Annotated in this window: 17 protein-coding genes; 7 read left to right on the forward strand and 10 right to left on the reverse strand. The window is 56.4% G+C overall.

The window, feature by feature from the left end; translation table 11 throughout:
• Window positions 1-223: 223 nt before the first annotated feature.
• The 3 genes from RMR16_RS11620 to RMR16_RS11630 form a co-directional block, all read right to left on the reverse strand.
• Complete coding sequence (locus RMR16_RS11620; protein WP_320198075.1) at window positions 224-1,246, reverse strand: ABC transporter substrate-binding protein; 1,023 nt, start codon at window positions 1,244-1,246, stop codon at window positions 224-226.
• Complete coding sequence (locus RMR16_RS11625) at window positions 1,243-2,310, reverse strand: LacI family DNA-binding transcriptional regulator (protein ID WP_320198074.1); 1,068 nt, start codon at window positions 2,308-2,310, stop codon at window positions 1,243-1,245. Before RMR16_RS11625 ends, RMR16_RS11620 begins: the two co-directional genes overlap by 4 nt.
• A gap of 121 nt (window positions 2,311-2,431) precedes the next feature.
• On the reverse strand, window positions 2,432-3,346 hold the full coding sequence (locus RMR16_RS11630; RefSeq protein ID WP_320198073.1) for a LysR family transcriptional regulator: 915 nt from the start codon (window positions 3,344-3,346) through the stop codon (window positions 2,432-2,434).
• A gap of 97 nt (window positions 3,347-3,443) precedes the next feature.
• Between RMR16_RS11630 and RMR16_RS11635 the strand changes: the two genes are divergently transcribed.
• The 3 genes from RMR16_RS11635 to RMR16_RS11645 all read left to right on the forward strand — a co-directional run bounded on the left by RMR16_RS11635 (window position 3,444) and on the right by RMR16_RS11645 (window position 7,567).
• Window positions 3,444-4,631, forward strand: coding sequence for an acyl-CoA dehydrogenase (locus tag RMR16_RS11635; protein WP_320198072.1), 1,188 nt, complete (start codon window positions 3,444-3,446; stop codon window positions 4,629-4,631).
• Window positions 4,632-4,917: 286 nt separating this feature from the next.
• Window positions 4,918-6,354, forward strand: coding sequence for an NAD-dependent succinate-semialdehyde dehydrogenase (locus RMR16_RS11640; protein ID WP_320198071.1), 1,437 nt, complete (start codon window positions 4,918-4,920; stop codon window positions 6,352-6,354).
• Window positions 6,355-6,442: 88 nt separating this feature from the next.
• Window positions 6,443-7,567 (forward strand): DNA alkylation repair protein, encoded by a 1,125-nt coding sequence (locus RMR16_RS11645; RefSeq protein WP_320198070.1) that lies wholly within the window; start codon window positions 6,443-6,445, stop codon window positions 7,565-7,567.
• Here RMR16_RS11645 and RMR16_RS11650 read toward each other — a convergent pair.
• From RMR16_RS11650 to RMR16_RS11670, 5 genes are all read right to left on the reverse strand, one after another.
• The gene (locus RMR16_RS11650) at window positions 7,564-8,595 is read right to left on the reverse strand and encodes a sulfate/molybdate ABC transporter ATP-binding protein (RefSeq protein ID WP_320198069.1); all 1,032 of its coding nucleotides are present in this window, start codon (window positions 8,593-8,595) and stop codon (window positions 7,564-7,566) included. The two genes, RMR16_RS11645 and RMR16_RS11650, sit on opposite strands and share 4 nt — an antisense overlap.
• Window positions 8,592-9,476, reverse strand: coding sequence for a sulfate ABC transporter permease subunit CysW (cysW, locus tag RMR16_RS11655; RefSeq protein WP_320198068.1), 885 nt, complete (start codon window positions 9,474-9,476; stop codon window positions 8,592-8,594). Before cysW ends, RMR16_RS11650 begins: the two co-directional genes overlap by 4 nt.
• A gap of 3 nt (window positions 9,477-9,479) precedes the next feature.
• Complete coding sequence (gene cysT / locus RMR16_RS11660) at window positions 9,480-10,301, reverse strand: sulfate ABC transporter permease subunit CysT (RefSeq protein ID WP_320198067.1); 822 nt, start codon at window positions 10,299-10,301, stop codon at window positions 9,480-9,482.
• Between the two features lie 76 nt (window positions 10,302-10,377).
• Window positions 10,378-11,364 carry a thiosulfate ABC transporter substrate-binding protein CysP gene (cysP, locus tag RMR16_RS11665; RefSeq protein ID WP_320198066.1) on the reverse strand — a complete coding sequence of 329 codons (987 nt, stop codon included), beginning with the start codon at window positions 11,362-11,364 and terminating at the stop codon, window positions 10,378-10,380.
• Window positions 11,365-11,558: 194 nt separating this feature from the next.
• Entirely contained in the window at window positions 11,559-12,629 is a 1,071-nt protein-coding gene (locus tag RMR16_RS11670) for an enoyl-CoA hydratase/isomerase family protein (RefSeq protein WP_320198065.1), read from the reverse strand.
• A gap of 284 nt (window positions 12,630-12,913) precedes the next feature.
• Here RMR16_RS11670 and RMR16_RS11675 point away from each other — a divergent pair, with 284 nt between their 5' ends.
• Complete coding sequence (locus tag RMR16_RS11675) at window positions 12,914-13,132, forward strand: DUF2934 domain-containing protein (RefSeq protein WP_320198064.1); 219 nt, start codon at window positions 12,914-12,916, stop codon at window positions 13,130-13,132.
• Between the two features lie 81 nt (window positions 13,133-13,213).
• Here RMR16_RS11675 and RMR16_RS11680 read toward each other — a convergent pair whose 3' ends face one another.
• The gene (locus RMR16_RS11680) at window positions 13,214-14,452 is read right to left on the reverse strand and encodes a saccharopine dehydrogenase family protein (RefSeq protein ID WP_320198063.1); all 1,239 of its coding nucleotides are present in this window, start codon (window positions 14,450-14,452) and stop codon (window positions 13,214-13,216) included.
• A 129-nt stretch (window positions 14,453-14,581) separates the two neighbouring features.
• Window positions 14,582-15,679: a carboxynorspermidine decarboxylase gene (nspC, locus tag RMR16_RS11685; RefSeq protein WP_320198062.1), complete on the reverse strand. Its 1,098-nt coding sequence runs from the start codon at window positions 15,677-15,679 to the stop codon at window positions 14,582-14,584.
• A gap of 256 nt (window positions 15,680-15,935) precedes the next feature.
• Here nspC and RMR16_RS11690 point away from each other — a divergent pair, with 256 nt between their 5' ends.
• The 3 genes from RMR16_RS11690 to galE all read left to right on the forward strand — a co-directional run bounded on the left by RMR16_RS11690 (window position 15,936) and on the right by galE (window position 17,840).
• Window positions 15,936-16,277 (forward strand): DUF883 family protein, encoded by a 342-nt coding sequence (locus RMR16_RS11690; RefSeq protein WP_320198061.1) that lies wholly within the window; start codon window positions 15,936-15,938, stop codon window positions 16,275-16,277.
• Between the two features lie 9 nt (window positions 16,278-16,286).
• Window positions 16,287-16,706 carry a hypothetical protein gene (locus tag RMR16_RS11695; RefSeq protein ID WP_320198060.1) on the forward strand — a complete coding sequence of 140 codons (420 nt, stop codon included), beginning with the start codon at window positions 16,287-16,289 and terminating at the stop codon, window positions 16,704-16,706.
• 150 nt (window positions 16,707-16,856) lie between these two features.
• On the forward strand, window positions 16,857-17,840 hold the full coding sequence (galE, locus tag RMR16_RS11700) for a UDP-glucose 4-epimerase GalE (RefSeq protein WP_320198059.1): 984 nt from the start codon (window positions 16,857-16,859) through the stop codon (window positions 17,838-17,840).
• Window positions 17,841-17,976 lie beyond the last annotated feature (136 nt).

The following is a 17,976-nucleotide window of genomic DNA, read 5'->3' on the forward strand; positions in this document are numbered from 1 at the left end:
GTTATTAAGCGTTGGTGGTTGCCAGCCCCCCTCTGCCCTGCCGGGCATCTCCCCCTCAGGTGGGGAGATCGGCAAGGTTTAAGCTCATCACCCCATTCGCAAACGTGCAGGAGTGAGGAGAGATAGCGTCATATCGATCTCCCCCTTGAGGGGGAGATGCACGGCAGGGCAGAGGGGGGGGGTGACGTGCGCCAGCACGTAGGCCCTACGCCCGGTGCCATCCTTACTGACCAACCTTCGCATTCCACTCAGACAGCCACTTGTCGCGGTTATCCAGCGTTACGTCGGACGGAATGAGTTGCAGGCTTTTCGCCGTTTCCTCGCCGTAGGTGATGTTGTTCGCCACGGCGTCGGACACTTTCACGTCCTTGTTGGTCGGGCTGTCCACCAGCTTTTCGGCAAGCGCCTTCTGCACATCGGTCGAGAGCCAGAAATCCATGAACTGAAGTGCCAGATCTTCGTTCTTGCCGCCCTTCGGCACGACGAGAACATTCATGCCGCCCGTCTGGCCTTCCTTTGGCGTTGCCCATGCCAGCGGCAGGTCAAGCTTGGTGAAAGGAGCCCAGGAGAAACGGCCGATCGGCGCTGCCCAGATTTCTTCCTGCTGCATCAACTGCACCAGCTGCGAGGATTTGACGTAGAATGTGACGATCTCGTCCTTCTTCTCCCCAACCGCCTCGATGGCACCAGACAGGTCCGGCGTATCCTTGCCGATGGCCTTGCCGAGCATGTAAAGCGCTGGTGGGCCTTGGTTGGTGGTGACATTCGGGAACGCGACATGGTCAACAACGCCGTCCTTCAAAAGATCAGCCCAGCTATCGACCTTCATCTTGTCGGTGCGGTAAACGATGGAGGTGGCGTAGAAGTTGACGCCAACGCTCATGCCATCGCCGTTCGGGTCCTTGGCGACATCGTAAAGCTTGGCAATATTCGGCACCTTGGAGGCATCGATCTTCTGGATCAAATCCTTGCGGGTGGCGGATAGGGCGTCAGCCATGGACACGATGGCCAGATCGATCACCGGATTGGCCTTGTTGGCTTCCATCTTGGCCAGACGCTCAACGCTGTTGCCGGTTTCGACAACCAGCTTGCAGCCGCATTTTTCTTCAAACGGCGTGTAAACGAGCTGCTTGAACTCGTCCTGCGCAAAGGCATAGACGGAAATCGTCAGCGTCTTGTCCTGCGCCTGGGCTGCGCCCATGGACAGCATCAGGGCGGTGCCGGATGCCAGAATGATCTTTTTCATGATGTTCGTTCTCCTGCTGTCGAGGTTTTGTTGTTTGCCTGCTTCTTATTGTTTGGCCCGGAAGAATGACGAACGATCAGTTCCATCACCACTTTCGAGATATCGGCCACCACTCCGCCTGAAACGGGGCTGTTGTCTGGGCTTTCCATATCGATGCTGCGCACCAGCGCCGTGATTGCCACGTCTGCAATGCGCGCCATATCCATGCGGATGGTCGTCAGAGCGGGGGTGACGACCGGAGCCCAGATGAGATCGTCAAAGCCGGTTACAGTAGCCTGCTCCGGCACATTGATGCCATCGCGCTGCAATTCTGTCAGAACCCTAAGCGCATGAAGATCGGACACCGCCGCAAAAGCCGTAAACCCTTGCGCAACCTTGTCCGCAACACCCAGCGGACAGCCTGCCCCGTTCTGTTTTTCCAGCGCGGAAATCCAGACGATCTCGGTGTGGGCTGCATTGGTGAGGCCAGAGCGAATGCCGCCGATGCGGTCATTCTGCACGTTGGAATCCGGGTTGTTGCCAATGATGACAACCCTGTCGTGACCAAGCTCTGCCAGATGGCGGCCAACCTGATGGCCCCCTTCCCAATGGTCGGCAGACACGGTGTTGCCGGGGGTCGAGGGGGAATCGATGACGGCAACGGGGCAATCGACAGTGCCGATGCGCGTGCCACGGCGCGGCACCACCACCATGCCTTCAACGCCGCGCTCGATCAGCCGGTTGATCGCCTGGGTCTGCATCGCCACGTCACCGTGCGAATCCGCGATAAGCACGCCGTAACCGGCAGCGGCAGCGGCTTTTTCGATAGCCTGCGCAATTTGTGGGAAAAGAGGATTGGCAATATCTGGCAGCACCAAACCCAACACGCCGCTTTTGCCGGTGCGCAAGGCACGACCGGCAACACTGGGCACATACCCAAGTTCGGCCGCCTTCTGGCGAACTTTTTCCGTCAATTCAGCCGATACGCGGCCCTTGCCGGAGAGCGCATTGGACACCGTCGCCGTCGACACATTGAGTGCCGAAGCGATAGCCGTCAGATTTGCACCTGTGCGACCGGAATTCATCCGTTCCCAATCTACTGATTAAACGTTTAATCAGAATAATTTGGATAGGGATTTTTGTCGAGTCGCAAACAGGTGGAATTTTGTGCGTTAAGTTTAAGTGGTTACAATCAGGGCAGAATTTCTACAGCGCGGCCTCTGGGCGAAATGCCTCGACTTCCGCCAGAAGCCATTGTTTGAACAGCACGACAGGCGCGTGGTTGATGCGCGATAGCGGCGCGACCGCATAATAGGAGCTGGGGCTTTTGACCTGATGATCGAATGCCGGAACGAGTTGTCCGGCCTTGAGTTCGATATCGATGAGGAAAAGCGGCATCAAGGCAACGCCCAGCCCGGCAATACAGCCCTGCGCGACACTGGAAAACTGTTCAAACCGCATGGCAGGCGCGTGGTGCGCGGCAATGCCTAAGCTTTGGAACCATTGATCCCAGGCACCGGGCCGCGATGCCATGTGCAGCAGCGGAAGCGATGAAATATCCTCCGGCTTGACGATGGGATGCTGCGCCAGAAAAGACGGGCTGCACACAGGTGCCACCATCTCATGCATCAGAAACGTGCTTTCCGCCGCAGGCCAATCCGGCAGGCCGATATGGATCGCCATATCGAGGCTTTCCTTCTCGAAATCGAACTGGCCGATGCGGGTTGCGAAATTGAGGGTAATTTCGGGATGCATCGCCACGAATCTGGGAATGCGCGGCACCAGCCAGCGGGTGCCGAAGGTGGGCAGCATGGCAAGGTTCAGCGTGTTGCCATGCGTTTTGGTCATAATCCGCAAGGATGCGGAGCGAATATCGCCGAGCGCCGTGCCGATGGCCTTGGCATAGGTTTGCCCCTCTGCCGTCAGCGTAACGCCACGCGCGCCACGCTCGAAAAGACGCACGCCAATCTGCTCCTCCAGCGACATAACCTGCCTGCTGATCGCCCCTTGCGTCAGGGAAAGCTCATCTGCCGCAAGCGAAAAACTACCCAGCCGCGCAACGGAATCAAATGCGGCAAGAGCGCTGGTGGAGGGCAGGAGTTTGCGGCTGAGCGAGGTCATGGCGCATTCCTATCTGTAATAACGGGATGAGTAAACATAGCTTGCCCCCATCCCTTCAAAGGCCAATAATCCACGCAAACATACTGGAGATTTTATTGTGAGCGAACGTGCATCATTCAATTGGCAGGACCCCTTCTTTCTGGAGGATCAGCTGACCGACGACGAGCGGATGATCCGTGATACGGCAGCCGCTTTTGCCAAATCCGAGCTTATGCCGCGCATCAACGAAGCCTATCTTTCCGAAACCTCCGAGCCGGAACTCTTTCGCCTGATGGGCCAGACCGGCCTGCTGGGTGTGACCCTGCCGGAAAAATACGGTGCAGCCGAAGCAAGCTATGTCGCTTACGGCCTCGTGGCCCGCGAAGTCGAGCGCATCGATAGCGGCTACCGCTCGATGATGAGCGTGCAGTCTTCTCTCGTGATCTACCCGATCTTTGCCTATGGATCGGAAGAGCAGAAAGACAAATATCTGCCTGGCCTCGTTTCCGGCGAACTGATCGGCTGCTTTGGCCTGACCGAGCCGGATGCCGGTTCTGACCCCAACGGCATGAAGACACGCGCCGAAAAGATCGCCGGTGGATATCGTCTGCGCGGCTCCAAGATGTGGATTTCCAATTCGCCGATTGCCGACGTGTTCGTCGTTTGGGCCAAGTCCGAAGCGCATGACAACCAGATCCGCGGTTTCGTGCTGGAAAAAGGCATGAAGGGCCTTTCCGCGCCGAAGATCGGCGGCAAGCTTTCGCTGCGCGCTTCCATCACCGGCGAAATCGTCATGGATGGGGTGGAAGTTGGCGAAGACGCACTTCTGCCCAATGTTTCGGGCCTGAAGGGTCCGTTCGGCTGCCTCAACCGCGCCCGCTACGGCATTTCATGGGGTGTGCTGGGTGCGGCGGAAGATTGCTGGTTCCGCGCCCATCAATATGGCATGGACCGCAAGCAGTTTGGCAAGCCGCTGGCTGGTATGCAGCTTTATCAAAAGAAACTGGCCGATATGCAGACGGAAATTACCCTTGGTCTTCAGGCGTCCCTGCGCGTCGGTCGTCTGTTCGACGAGCATCGCATGGCTCCGGAAATGATTTCCATCGTCAAGCGTAACAATTGCGGCAAAGCGCTGGATATCGCCCGTCAGGCCCGTGACATGCATGGCGGCAACGGCATTCAGATCGAATATCACGTCATGCGCCACGCGCAGAACCTTGAGACGGTCAACACCTATGAAGGCACGCATGATGTGCACGCGCTGATCCTGGGCCGCGCCCAGACCGGCATCCAGGCATTTTACTGAGAGCGATACTCCATCAGAACCGGCGGCGTCATGCCGCCGGTTTTTTGTTGCATTGCGAAATAAATAATACTTTTTCACGCTGTGGCCGGTTGAAACCTGCGCCACGCGAATTAATATAGAGATGTCATCACCGTCTCTGGCACGGCTCAAGTGCCATTCCGGAATTCGTTGCCGTCGATTGTCCTGCCACAAACGACACATCATGCAACGCCGGTAACATCCGAGACCGCCAGTAAACGCAAGCATCGGCACCATGCCGGTCGGTCAAGTCACGAAAGTATTCCAAATGCCAAGCTATCCCGATATCAAACTTCTCATCAATGGCGAATGGCGCGATGCGCTGTCCGGCAAGACCATTGCCGTGTCCGATCCTGCAACGGACGAAATCCTCGGCGCGATTGCCCATGCGGAAAAGGCAGATCTCGATCTCGCGCTTGAAGCGGCTGACAAGGGCTTCAAGGTTTGGCGCGATACATCGCCTTACGACCGCTCCAAGATCATGCGCAAGGCCGCTGACCTTCTGCGCGAGCGCAAGGACACGATTGCCTGGCTGATGACCCGCGAACAGGGCAAGCCACTTGCTCAGTCCGGCATGGAAGTGATGGGCGCCGCAGACACCATCGACTGGTTTGCCGAAGAAGCCCGCCGCACCTACGGTCAGGTCATTCCTGCTCGCGCAACCGGCGTTTCGCAGCTGGCGATCAAGGTGCCGGTCGGCCCTGTCGCCGCGTTTACGCCATGGAACTTCCCGATCAACCAGATCGTGCGCAAGCTTTCCGCGGCGCTGGCGGCTGGCTGCTCCATCATCGTCAAGGCACCGGAAGAAACACCTGCTTCGCCCGCAGAACTCATCCGCGCCTTCGTGGATGCCGGCGTTCCTGCTGGTGTTATCAATCTGGTGTACGGCGTGCCTGCGGAGATTTCCGAATATCTCATCCCGCATCCAATCATCCGTAAAATTTCCTTCACCGGTTCCACGCCTATCGGCAAGCATCTTGCAGCACTGGCTGGCAAGCACATGAAGCGCGCCACGATGGAACTCGGCGGCCACGCTCCTGTGCTGATTTTCGATGATGCCAACATCGACAAGGCCATCGAAATCATGGCGCTTTCGAAATTCCGCAATGCCGGTCAGGTCTGCGTCGCCCCAACGCGTTTCCTCGTTCAAGAGGGTGTCGCAAGCCGCTTCCTGGATGGTTTTGTCGAAGCTGCCAAGGCCGTCAAAGTCGGCAATGGCTTGGAAGACGGCGTGACCATGGGCCCGCTGGCCAATGAGCGCCGTATCCCCGCTATGGAAGCACTCATTCAGGATGCCGTCACTCATGGTGCGGAACTGAAGACCGGCGGCAAGCGCATCGGCAACAAGGGCAACTTCTTCGAGCCGACCGTGCTGGCCAACGTTCCGACATCTGCCAAGATCATGAACGACGAGCCGTTCGGTCCTGTTGCCATCGTCAACACGTTCAAGTCCTTCGACGATGCGATCTCGGAAGCAAACCGCCTGCCCTTCGGCCTGGCGTCGTTTGCCTTCACCGGCTCGGTCAAGACAGCGCATGAGCTTGGCCGACAGGTCGAGGCTGGCATGTTGACCATCAACCACAACGGCCTTGCGCTGCCCGAAGTCCCCTTCGGCGGCATCAAGGACAGCGGTTATGGCACCGAAGGTGGTTCGGAGGCCGTTGGCGCCTATCTGGAAACACGCTTCGTCAGCCAGATGAGCTGATCTTGAAATTGAAACCCGGCGCCCTAAAGCGCCGGGTTTTTCTTTTACGCCCTTGAACATCGCTGAATTTCCCGACAAAGAACAAAAAGTGAACAATGAGGATGTGGTGTTGGACGCAAACGAAACCTCAGCTCCGGCTTTGAAAGAGATTTTCAACCGCGAGCGGCTTCAGCACATTGCCGACCAGACCAAGGCCGTTCATCCGCCGCTCGACACTGCCGCCTTCATGACGCTTGCAACGGCCGATCTCGAAAGTCTCGGCATCATGCAACGCATGCGCCAGGTCGCGACCAGTCTTCACGCCACGCTGCCGGGGGATTATCCGGCCAATATCGCAATACTCAAAGCGCTGGCGCCACGCATCAATCACGGTTTCGCATCCATTTCGCTAGCCGAATATGTCGCGCTTTATGGCCTGGATCACTTCGATCTTTCGATGGATGCGTTGAAATATGTCACCCGTTTCGGCTCCGCCGAATTTGCCATTCGCCCGTTCATTTTGGCCAACATGCCGCGTGCACTGGCGCTGATGGAGGAATGGTCGCGGGATGAGAACGAACATGTCCGGCGGCTTGCCTGTGAAGGTTCCCGCCCGCGCTTGCCATGGTCTTTTCAGCTGAAAGCATTGATCGATGATCCAGAACCCGTCAGGACCATATTGGACAACCTCAAGACGGATGAGGCGCTGTATGTGCGCAAATCCGTGGCCAACCATCTGAACGATATCACAAAAAGCAATCCGGACTGGGTGCTGCGGCTGATCGAGACGTGGCCGAAGGACAATAAACACACGGTCTGGATCGTCAGGCAGGCACTCCGAACGCTCATCAAGAAAGGCCACGCGGACGCACTTGCGCATTTGGGCGCGCATGAAAAGGCAGATATTCGGCTAGATGAGTTTCGCGTATCACCGGAAAGCGTTGCCTTGGGAAATCCCGTGCGTATTTCTGCGGCCTTCACCTCCACCGCAGCGAAACCGCAAAAGCTGGTGGTCGATTATACCGTTCACTATGTGAAGAAAAGCGGTGGCGCATCGCCCAAGGTCTTCAAGTGGAAAGAAATCGATCTGCAACCGGGAGAAAGGGTTGCGCTATCGATTAGCCGCGCCATTCGTGATTTCACCACGCGCAAACACTATGCCGGAAAGCACGGCATAGTGCTTGTCATCAATGGCGAGACGGTTGCGGAAACCGCTTTCGAGCTTTTGACTTAGGATTTTTCACTCGGGAAAATCTTGGCGCGACGGATGACGACGTGGCCGCGATCGCCTGCCTCGACCTCCGTTTCCGGCGGCACATCGAATTCCAGAAGATCACCTTCGTTGGTCGCGGCAATCACACGGCGCTCGCCCGCACGGTCCAGCACGCGTGTGACCTGCGCGGGAATACCATCATGCAGGTCTTCCCATTCCAGATCACCGGGGCGGGCATAGATATCGACGGGACCATCTGCCTGACGATAGGCAAACGGCACCTCTGCCGCGCCGACAAAAACCTTGCCCGCACGCGCCACGCCGGAAATACGGTTCGCATCTCCCAGAAAACGCAAAACGAAGGATGAATTGGGCTGGCGGCAAACCTCGGTGGGCGTGCCTTGCTGCACGATCTCGCCCTGATTGAGAATGACAACACGGTCTGCAAGATCAAGCGCCTCTTCCTGATCATGCGTCACGAAAATCGTCGTGATGCCGAGTTCTTCGTGAATTTCGCGCAGCCAGCGGCGCAGATCGCGGCGCACATTGGCGTCCAGCGCACCGAATGGTTCATCCAGCAGCAGCACTTTCGGATCGACAGACAAAGCACGGGCCAGCGCCACACGCTGCCGCTGACCACCGGAAATCTGTGCCGGAAACCGCTCGCCCAGTCCATCCAGTTTCACCAGCCGCAAAAGCTCCGCCACGCGCGCTTCGATGGCCGATTTGTCGCGTTTGATCTTGGAAACCTTCAAGCCGAACGCGATGTTTTCGTTCAGGGTCATATGCGGGAAAAGCGCGTAATGCTGAAATACGAAACCGACGCCGCGATCCCGAACCGGAATGTTGGTCGCATCCTCATCCCCGAAATAGATGTGCCCGCCATCGGCATATTCCAGCCCGGCGACCATACGGAGAATAGTGGTTTTGCCAGAGCCGGACGGGCCGAGCAGCGCCAGCAATTCACCACTTTCGATGTCCAGAGAAACATCGCGCACCGCCCGAAAATTATCGAAGGTCTTCACCACATTTTCGAGGCGGATTTTCATGCGGTGGTCTCCGTGGCGACAGCATTGGTTTTTTGAAGGACACGCCCTGCCCCGCGCCGTTCCAGCGCGACCTTGGCAATGATGGTCACGACAGCGAGAGCAGCCAGAATGGACGCAGAGGCGAAGGCTCCTGCTGCCTGATAATCGTGATAAAGCAATTCGATATGCAGCGGCAGCGTATTGGTCTGGCCGCGAATATTGCCGGATACGACAGACACCGCGCCGAATTCGCCCATCACGCGAGCGTTGCACAGCACGACACCATACAGCAGCGCCCATTTGATATTTGGCAGGGTGACGAACAGGAATGTGCGCCAGCCGGATGCGCCAAGCGAGGTGGCCGCCTCTTCCAGATCACGCCCCTGCGCCTGCATCAGCGGTATCAACTCGCGCGCAACGAAGGGTGCCGTGACGAACATCGAGGCGATGACGATGCCCGGCAGGGCAAACAGCACCTTGATGTCGTAGCTCTCAAAGAACGGACCGAGCAGCCCTTGCAGGCCATACACAAAAAGATAGGCGACACCGGCGACGATGGGCGAGATGGAGAAGGGAATTTCGATGACCACCAGCAGAAAGCGCCGGCCCCAGAAATCGAACTTGGTGATGGCCCATGCCGCAGCAACACCAAACGCCGTATTGACAGGTACGGCAATCAGCGCCGTGATGACGGTGAGCATGATGGCGTGGCGGGTATCGGGGTGATTGATGGTGCCGATATAGACCTGCCACCCCTTCGAAAAGGCCTCGACCCCGATAATGGCAAGCGGCGCGACAACAAGAAGCGCGCCGATGATGAGCACGAAAGCAATCAGCGAACGGCGCACCCAAGGGGTATCACCCACACGCGGCGGCTTGCGACGGGACGAAACAGCGCTCATGAACTAGCTCCTCACCGTGTAACGCAAGGCGCGGGTCTGAAGATAATTGGTGACGGCCAGCATGACGAAAGCGGTGATCAGCAACACCGAGGCAATGGCGGCGGCGGCCTGATAATCATATTCTTCCAGCCGGATAAAAACGAGAAGCGAGGTGATTTCCGTTGAAAACGGCTGGTTGCCCGCGATGAAGATGATCGCCCCAAACTCGCCAAGGCTGCGCGCAAAGGACAGTGACAGGCCCGCCAGAATAGCGGGTGTCAGCAGCGGCAGGATAACCTTGCGGAAAATCGCGAAATCCGACCCCCCCAACGATTGCGCCGCCTCTTCCAAGGCCGGGTCCAGATCCTCCAGCACCGGCTGCACCGTACGGACAATGAAGGGCAGGCTGGTGAAGGCCATGGCAATGATGATGCCTAAAGGCGTATAGGCAACCTTGATCCCCGCAAGGGCGAGGACCGAGCCGAACCAGCCATTGCCAGCGAAAAGTGCCGTTAACGCGATGCCCGCAACAGCGGTGGGCAGCGCAAAAGGCAGGTCCACGATGGCATCAACGATACGGTAGCCGGGAAAACGGTAACGGGTCAGCACCCATGCCAGTGCCAGGCCGAAAATCATGTTGAACAGCGTGGCCGCAAGTGCACACAGCACCGTCACGCGGTAGCTGGCAACGGCACGCGGCGAGGAGATGATGGCCCAATATTCGGTGGGGCCGAGGCTTGCCGCCTTAAACACAAGGGCCGCAAGCGGAAGAACGATCATGATGCCGACATAAAGCAGGGTCACGCCGAGCGATAGCCGCAGTCCCGGCAAAACATTCCGTCTCAAACCCGTCCCCTATCATGAAAGAACGACCCGGCGGGAAGCCCCCACCGGGTCGATACAAAACTCAACGCATCAGCGATTAACGGTTGCCGTAAAGCGTATCAAGCACGGCACCCGATGCGAAGTGCTCTTTCTGGATTTTATCCCAGCCACCAAAGGCATCGTTGACGTTGACGAGGCGAATTGCCGGGAACTGATCCTTGAATTCACCAACAACCTTTTCGTTGTGGACGCGATGACCGAATTCCGCAGCAATGCGCTGGCCCTGTTCGGTGTAGAGGAAATCGAGATAGGTCTTTGCCAGTTCACGCGAACCGCGCTTGTCGACAACCTTGTCCACGACGGCAACCGGGAACTCCGACAGCAGGCTGACCGAAGGAACGACGCTTTCGACTTTTTCCTTGCCATATTGCTTGGCAATGCCGCGTGTTTCGGATTCGAACGTGATCAGCACGTCACCCACTTCACGCTCAACGAATGTCGTGGTCGCGGCGCGGCCTCCGGTGTCGAAGACGGGTGTGTTGTCGAAGATTTTCTTGACGAAACCTTTGATCTTGGCGTCATCACCCTTGAACTTTTCCGCAGCAAACGCGGTCGCGGCCAGATAGGTGTAGCGAGCGTTGCCCGACGTCTTCGGATTCGGGAAAACGATCTTCACATCGTCACGGACGAGATCATCCCAATCCTTGATGTTCTTGGGGTTTCCTGCCCGCACGAGGAAGGATGGGAACGAATAGAAGGGCGATGCATCATTGGCAAAATCCTTCTGCCAGTCGGCAGACACAAAGCCCCGCTTCACTAGGAAGTCGATGTCCGTCACCTGATTAAAGGTCACGACGTCAGCCGCAAGACCTTCCACGATGGCCCGTGCCTGCTTGGACGTGCCCGCATGAGACTGGTCGATGGTAACGCCCGGATGCGCCTTGATGAAAGCTTCATTTTCAGCCGCAAAAACCTCACGCGCAACGTCATAGGACGCATTCAGAAGTGTCTTCGGTTCCTGCGCATAGGCAGATGTAGACAGAAGCGTCGCGACAGCAGCGCCAATAAGCATAATCCGTTTCATAGTACCCCCAACAGCATCGATTGGCGGTCAAGATAAAGAAACGATCGAAGCTTCGCGAGGAATCACGCTCCTCATCGTTAGATAACATTAGAAATTTCAACTCTATCAGAGCTTGTATCTGAACGTATATTGTTCGGAGCGGAGCTCGATGCGTCGTTTCAGACCGTTAGAGCGTCGAAGAGACACGCGGCGGCCTAAAGACGATGATCCGGAAAAAGCGGCGGATTTCCTGATACGAAATATCGATCGAGATGCTGTTGCTGCACCTGCGAAAGCGCGTCGGGTTGCCACTTGGGATTGCGGTCCTTATCGATCAGCGCTGCCCGCACACCCTCGTAAAAATCATGGCCGCGCAATATTTCGCACCCCGCACCAAACTCGCGCTCAAGGCATTCTACCAGCCCGGAACTGTCTCGCCCCAACCGCAAAAGTCGCAATGTCAGTTTGAGGCTGGTGGGGGAGCGCGACTGTAATGTCGCCAATGTTTCCAGGGCAAAATCATCGTTCATCGCCGCAAGGACTGCGATTACGTCTTCGACCCTATCGAAACCAAAAGCAGCATTGATGGTGTCAATATTGGTCGCTAGGTGTCCAGCCGTTTCGGGCACGCTCGCAAAGCCCTCGATGATACGACCGATATCTGCGTCCGGCGATGTGTGCGCCAAGGCCTGAACCAGCTCCGGCAATGTTTCGGAGGCGACGTGATAATCCGCAAGCCCCGCATACATCGCGTCGGCTGCACCGATGTCGCGGCCCGTCAACCCGAGCCATGTTCCCACCTCTCCCGGCGCTTTTGGCAGCAGCCATGTGGCCCCCACATCCGGGAAGTAACCGATGGCCGTCTCCGGCATGGCAAGGCGCGTGCGCTCTGTGACGATGCGGTATCGACCATGCGCAGCAAGCCCAACCCCACCGCCCATCACGATGCCGTCCATCAGGGCGACATAAGGCTTCTGATAACGCGAAATGGTATAGTTCAGCGGAAACTCCTCCCGCCAGAAGCGGGTGCGATCCGCCTCGCTGGCTGTCCGCGCTTCGTAGATTTGCCGCACATCACCACCCGCGCAAAGGCCGCGCTCACCTTCCCCTGACAGGATGACACAGGCAATGTCTGGATCGCGGGAAAACACGTCCAGCCCGCTTCGCACGTCGGACACCATCGCTTCGTTGAGACTGTTGATGGCCTTGGGTCTGTTGAGGCGGATCAGGCCCGCGCTGCCGTTTTTTTCAACGATCACCTCATCTGTGGCTGTACCCTGCCGCATCATGCCTCCTCCACATCACCGCGCTTCTTCGCAGTGTGAAGCCCATGGCACCATCACGCAACTTTTATCGAACCATATTGATACAGATCAGTTAGACGCATGTTGAAATCGCTTAACAAACAACAACCATAGCGTTCTTGCAGTGCAGCAAATTCACTTGACCGATGAACGAATCATGGCATGTAATAAGGCCGTAAAATACCGGCACCGATTCCTGTGCAGCGTTCCAGCCGGACCATGCAGACGGCCCTTTTTGGGCGATGACATCGTAACAGGAGATTATTATGCAGGTTTCACAAGAGGATTGGATCAGCAAACGCGCCTACACATTGTGGGAAAGCGAAGGACATCCACATGGTCGCGATGCATATCATTGGGATCAGGCAAAACACGAATACAAGCTTCTGGAAAACTCGAAGGCGACCAAACCGGCAGTGCGGAAAAAAGCAGAGGTCAAAGACGCAGAACCGGCTAAACCCAAGAGCCGCACCGCCAAAAAATAAGCTCGTCTCGGCAGGCACTATTCAGGCAACAAAAAGCCCCGGGCAAGCGGGGCTTTTCGTGATGCATCCAGAAAATCCGGATCAGAACGTCAGGGCGCGGTCGCCGTTTTCGTCCTTGATGCGGCTTGGCAGGCCGATTTTGTTGAGGATGTTGAGGAATGGCTGCGGCGGCAGTTCTTCGACGTTCGCCATCTGCTTCACGTCCCACTCACCTGTTGCAATCAGCATGGCTGCGGCGACTGGCGGAACGCCTGCGGTGTAGGAAATGCCCTGTGAGCCAACCTCTTCGTAAGCTTCCTTGTGGTCAGCCACGTTGTAGATGAAGACTTCGCGTTCCTTGCCATCCTTGGTGCCTTTGACGACATCGCCAATGCAGGTCTTGCCGACATAATCGGGCGCCAGCGACGATGGATCGGGCAGCACGGCCTTGACCAGCTTCAGCGGCACGACTTCCAGACCTTCGGCGGTCTTCACCGGCTTTTCAGACAGCAGGCCGAGGTTTTTCAGAACGGTGAAGACGTTGATGTAGTGATCACCAAAGCCCATCCAGAAGCGCACATCTGCACCGCCCATGTTTCTGGACAGTGAATGCACTTCATCATGGCCGGTCAGATAGGCCTTCTGTTTGCCGACGACCGGCAGATCGAATTCCTGACCGACTTCAAACATCTGGTTCGTTTGCCACTGGTTTTTCTGCCAGGAGTAGACGACGCCGGTAAATTCGCGGAAATTGATTTCCGGATCGAAATTGGTCGAGAACCAGCGACCGTGGCTGCCCGCATTGATATCGACAATATCAACCGAGGATATGGTGTCGAAATACTCATCCTTGGCCAGACGCGCATAGGCGTTCACCACGCCCGGATCAAAGCCGATGCCGAGAATGGCGGTGACGCCTTTTTCCTTGCATTCAGCGGCACGCTGCCACTCGTAGTTTCCATACCACGGCGGCGCTTCGCAAATCTTGGTGGGATCCTCATGGATCGCCGTGTCCATATAGGCCACACCTGTATCGATACACGCACGAAGAACGGACATGTTGACGAACGAAGAACCGACATTGATGACGATCTGTACGCCGGTTTTCACGATCAAGGCTTTCGTCGCCTCGATATCCATCGCGTCAAGCGCATGGGCTTCAAGCTTTACATCAGTCTTGAGGCTCTTCTTTTCGCGTACGGACTCGACAATCTTGCGGCACTTACCAAGGGTACGTGACGCAATATGAATGTCTCCCAATACATCGCTGTTCTGGGCGCACTTATGCGCCACGACCTGTGCTACGCCACCGGCGCCGATGATGAGAACGTTCTTCTTCATTTCAGGTGATACCCCCTTTATCCCCGCAGGGATGAGTTTGTTGCAACGTGGAGCAGACTAGCTGCTCTTTAGTCTTCCTTTCGGCATCGGATTATCCGAAAACCGCTTCACACTTTTCGGTCCGATGCCCTAAGACAGGCTCTGCTCGAAATCGGCAAAGTCGAATTCACGGACGGCGCGAATGGAACCGTCCAGTTCCTTGATGGCAATGGTCGGCATTTTGACGCCATTGAACCAGTTTTTCTTGACCATGGTGTAACCGGCAGCATCCTGAAACGAGATCCGGTCGCCCACCTTCAGTTCGTTTTCGTAACGAAACTCTCCGAACACGTCGCCAGCAAGGCAAGACTTGCCACACACCATATAGGAATGGTCGCCTTCGTTCGGCAAAACCTTGGCGTTTTCGCGGTAGATCAGCAAATCCAGCATATGCGCTTCAATCGAGCTGTCGACGATGGCGAGGTTCTTGCCGTTGAACAGCGTGTCGAGAACCGTCACCTCAAGCGTCGTGCTTTTGGTGATCGAGGCTTCGCCGGGTTCCAGATAAACCTGAACACCGTAGGTTTCCGAGAATGCCTTAAGGCGATCGCAGAACTGGTCAACCGGGTAGTTGTCGCCGGTGAAGTGAATGCCGCCGCCAAGGCTAACCCATTCTGCCCGGTGAAGCAGCGAACCGAATTTCTCTTCGATCTGCGTCAACATGCGGTCGAACAGTTCGAAATCGCTGTTTTCGCAATTGTTATGGATCATGAAGCCGGAAATGCGGTCCATGACCTTTTCGACCTTGGCCACATCCCATTCACCCAGACGGCTGAAAGGCCGTGCCGGATCGGCAAGATCGAAGGTGGAGGAGCTGACCTGCGGGTTCAGGCGAAGGCCGCGCGTGATGCCGGCGGCCTTGTCGGCAAAACGCTCGAGCTGACCAATCGAATTGAAGATGATCTTGTCCGCATTGGAGATGACATCATCGATCTCATAGTCGGCATAGGCCACACTATAGGCATGCGTCTCGCCACCGAATTTTTCACGACCCAGACGCACTTCGTAAAGCGACGACGACGTTGTGCCATCCATATATTGCGACATGAAATCGAACACCGACCATGTGGCAAAACACTTAAGCGCCAACAAAGCCTTTGCGCCGGATTTTTCGCGCACATAGGCAATCTTCTCCATGTTGCGAAGAAGCTTTGTTTTGTCGATCAGGTAATAAGGTGTTTGCAGCATCGCCAGTCACGTCTTTAAATGGGTGAAGATCAGGGTGTCGTTTGACCGGCCTTATATGATGCTTGTGACAGGAAAACAAACCCGCAGCACAGATTCTGCATTCCATAGCGTTTTCCATGCCCGCCGATGGCTTTCTCGGAACCAAATGCCGTTCAGTACGTTTTGAAAACCAGACGCGGGCTATAAACTGGCTCACTGCCGCAAGGTTTATCTCTAAACGCAGCATTTTTGACATCAGCGACGAAAAGGAAACATCATGGCGACGGTTCGCAACGTGGAAGACAAGGTACGTGAAGCTCTCGAAGGCGGTGATGCAGCAGACGTATCTGCTCAGTTGACCCAGTTGCGGGAAGATCTGGCGAATTTGGCCAAGAGCGTGAAGGCGCTGGGCGTGGGTGTTTCCTCGGAAGTCAAAGCACAGGCAAGCCGCGTTGCCGACGACGCATTTGCAGCAGGTGAAGAAACCGTTGAAAATGTACGTCATGAAATTCAGACCTTGAATGACAATCTGGTTTATCAGGTTCAGAAAAATCCGCTTCAGTCCCTTGGCATTGCGGTGGCAGCAGGTTTCCTTATCGCCCTCGTCACCCGTCGCTAAGGCAGAACCATGCTTCAAACGCTGCTGCTTTATTTTGGCGACACCCAGCGCGAAGGTCGGCTTGTCACGCGCCGCATAAGGTCCACATTCATCTTGTGGGCCTTGGCGGGCGTGTTTTTTGTCATCGCCTTTATCGCTGCATTGATTGCCGGATCAATCTATATTGCAAAAGAACTCGGTGCCGGGCCTGCGGCACTGGTGATTGCTGGCGCGGCGTTTCTGCTCGGCGTCATCATGCTGATCATTCTTGCGATTATGCGCAGGCCGAGAGCCTATGTGGCAAACCCGATCGCACCCTTGGCAGCGGCGCCTTTGGCTGTTCAGGCACTGGCCGCAAGTGCGCTTCAGGCAAGACCGTTTACCACGCTGCTCACCGCTCTCGCGCTTGGCTTCATCGCCACCCGCACGACGGTGAAAAAGAAAAAGTAAACCGCCACTGAAAAAGCCGCCTCATCCCAAGGCGGCTTTTTTGTTGTGCGCGCTGCAATAATTTCATCCGCGATAAATTCCCGCTGCCCTCCTGCCGACAAAATGATAGGCAGTTTGCCAACACGTCTGTTGAAACGGAGAAGATGTTGGATGCGGAAAAAAGTCCTTGTTGTCGGCGGCGCCGGATATATTGGTTCCCACACCTGCCTGCTGCTTGCCGAACGCGGATATGAGCCGGTTGTTTTTGACAATCTCTCCAATGGCCACGAAGAATTCGTGCGCTGGGGGCCTTTCGAACAGGGCGATATTCGTGACCGTGCAAGGCTGGACGAGGTGTTTGCAAAACACAAGCCGGAAGCCGTATTGCACTTCGCCGCGCTGATCGAAGTTGGCGAATCCGTCAAAAACCCGGTGGCCTTCTACGACAACAACGTTATCGGCGCGCTGACCCTTCTCTCCGCCACGATGGATGCGGGTGTCAAAGCCTTCGTTTTCTCCTCCACCTGCGCGACTTATGGCCTGCCCGAACGTGTGCCGCTGGATGAAACCCACCGCCAAGCCCCGATCAACCCCTATGGCCGCACCAAATGGGTGGTCGAGCAGGCGTTGAAGGATTACAGCATCTACAAGGATTTGAAGTCCGTGATGCTGCGCTATTTCAATGCGGCGGGAGCAGATTTCGAAGGGCGCATTGGCGAATGGCACAAGCCTGAAACACACGCCATCCCGCTCGCCATTGAAGCCGCCTTGGGACGCCGTGAAGGTTTCAAGGTGTTCGGCACGGATTACGATACCCGCGACGGCACCTGCGTGCGCGACTATATCCATATTCTCGATCTGGCCGACGCCCATGTTCGGGCGGTGGATTATCTGCTGGCGGGCGGTGAAACCGTCGAACTCAACCTCGGCACCGGCACAGGAACAACGGTCAAGGAATTGCTCGACACGATTTCCGAAGTGTCAGGCCGCCCGTTCCCGGTGGAATATACCGACCGCCGCGAAGGCGATTCCACCACGCTGGTTGCCAACAACGACAAGGCCCGCGAAGTGCTGGGCTGGGAGCCGCAATATACACTCACGGATATCATCCGCTCCGCATGGCGCTGGCACTCATCACGAAATGCCAGCATTTAGGTAAAGATGGATAAGAGTATTTAGGAGGGTCCTCTGTGGCACTCACCTCGCCTAACACTCCGTCACCCCGGACCTGATCCGGGGTCCAGTCAACCCAAGTCCTTGGGTTGAAATACTCTTTTTTACCGCAGACGCG

This window comes from Agrobacterium sp. rho-13.3, from assembly GCF_033957765.2.
Lineage (GTDB): Bacteria > Pseudomonadota > Alphaproteobacteria > Rhizobiales > Rhizobiaceae > Agrobacterium.

Bases quoted from the DNA above. Each gene is read 5' to 3' on its own strand.
- RMR16_RS11620 (WP_320198075.1), bottom strand. From the start codon at position 1,246: ATGAAAAAGATCATTCTGGCATCCGGCACCGCCCTGATGCTGTCCATG.
- RMR16_RS11625 (WP_320198074.1), bottom strand. From the start codon at position 2,310: ATGAATTCCGGTCGCACAGGTGCAAATCTGACGGCTATCGCTTCGGCA.
- RMR16_RS11630 (WP_320198073.1), bottom strand. From the start codon at position 3,346: ATGACCTCGCTCAGCCGCAAACTCCTGCCCTCCACCAGCGCTCTTGCC.
- RMR16_RS11640 (WP_320198071.1), top strand. From the start codon at position 4,918: ATGCCAAGCTATCCCGATATCAAACTTCTCATCAATGGCGAATGGCGC.
- RMR16_RS11650 (WP_320198069.1), bottom strand. From the start codon at position 8,595: ATGAAAATCCGCCTCGAAAATGTGGTGAAGACCTTCGATAATTTTCGG.
- cysW (WP_320198068.1), bottom strand. From the start codon at position 9,476: ATGAGCGCTGTTTCGTCCCGTCGCAAGCCGCCGCGTGTGGGTGATACC.
- cysP (WP_320198066.1), bottom strand. From the start codon at position 11,364: ATGAAACGGATTATGCTTATTGGCGCTGCTGTCGCGACGCTTCTGTCT.
- RMR16_RS11670 (WP_320198065.1), bottom strand. From the start codon at position 12,629: ATGCGGCAGGGTACAGCCACAGATGAGGTGATCGTTGAAAAAAACGGC.
- RMR16_RS11675 (WP_320198064.1), top strand. From the start codon at position 12,914: ATGCAGGTTTCACAAGAGGATTGGATCAGCAAACGCGCCTACACATTG.
- RMR16_RS11680 (WP_320198063.1), bottom strand. From the start codon at position 14,452: ATGAAGAAGAACGTTCTCATCATCGGCGCCGGTGGCGTAGCACAGGTC.
- nspC (WP_320198062.1), bottom strand. From the start codon at position 15,679: ATGCTGCAAACACCTTATTACCTGATCGACAAAACAAAGCTTCTTCGC.
- RMR16_RS11690 (WP_320198061.1), top strand. From the start codon at position 15,936: ATGGCGACGGTTCGCAACGTGGAAGACAAGGTACGTGAAGCTCTCGAA.
- RMR16_RS11695 (WP_320198060.1), top strand. From the start codon at position 16,287: ATGCTTCAAACGCTGCTGCTTTATTTTGGCGACACCCAGCGCGAAGGT.
- galE (WP_320198059.1), top strand. From the start codon at position 16,857: ATGCGGAAAAAAGTCCTTGTTGTCGGCGGCGCCGGATATATTGGTTCC.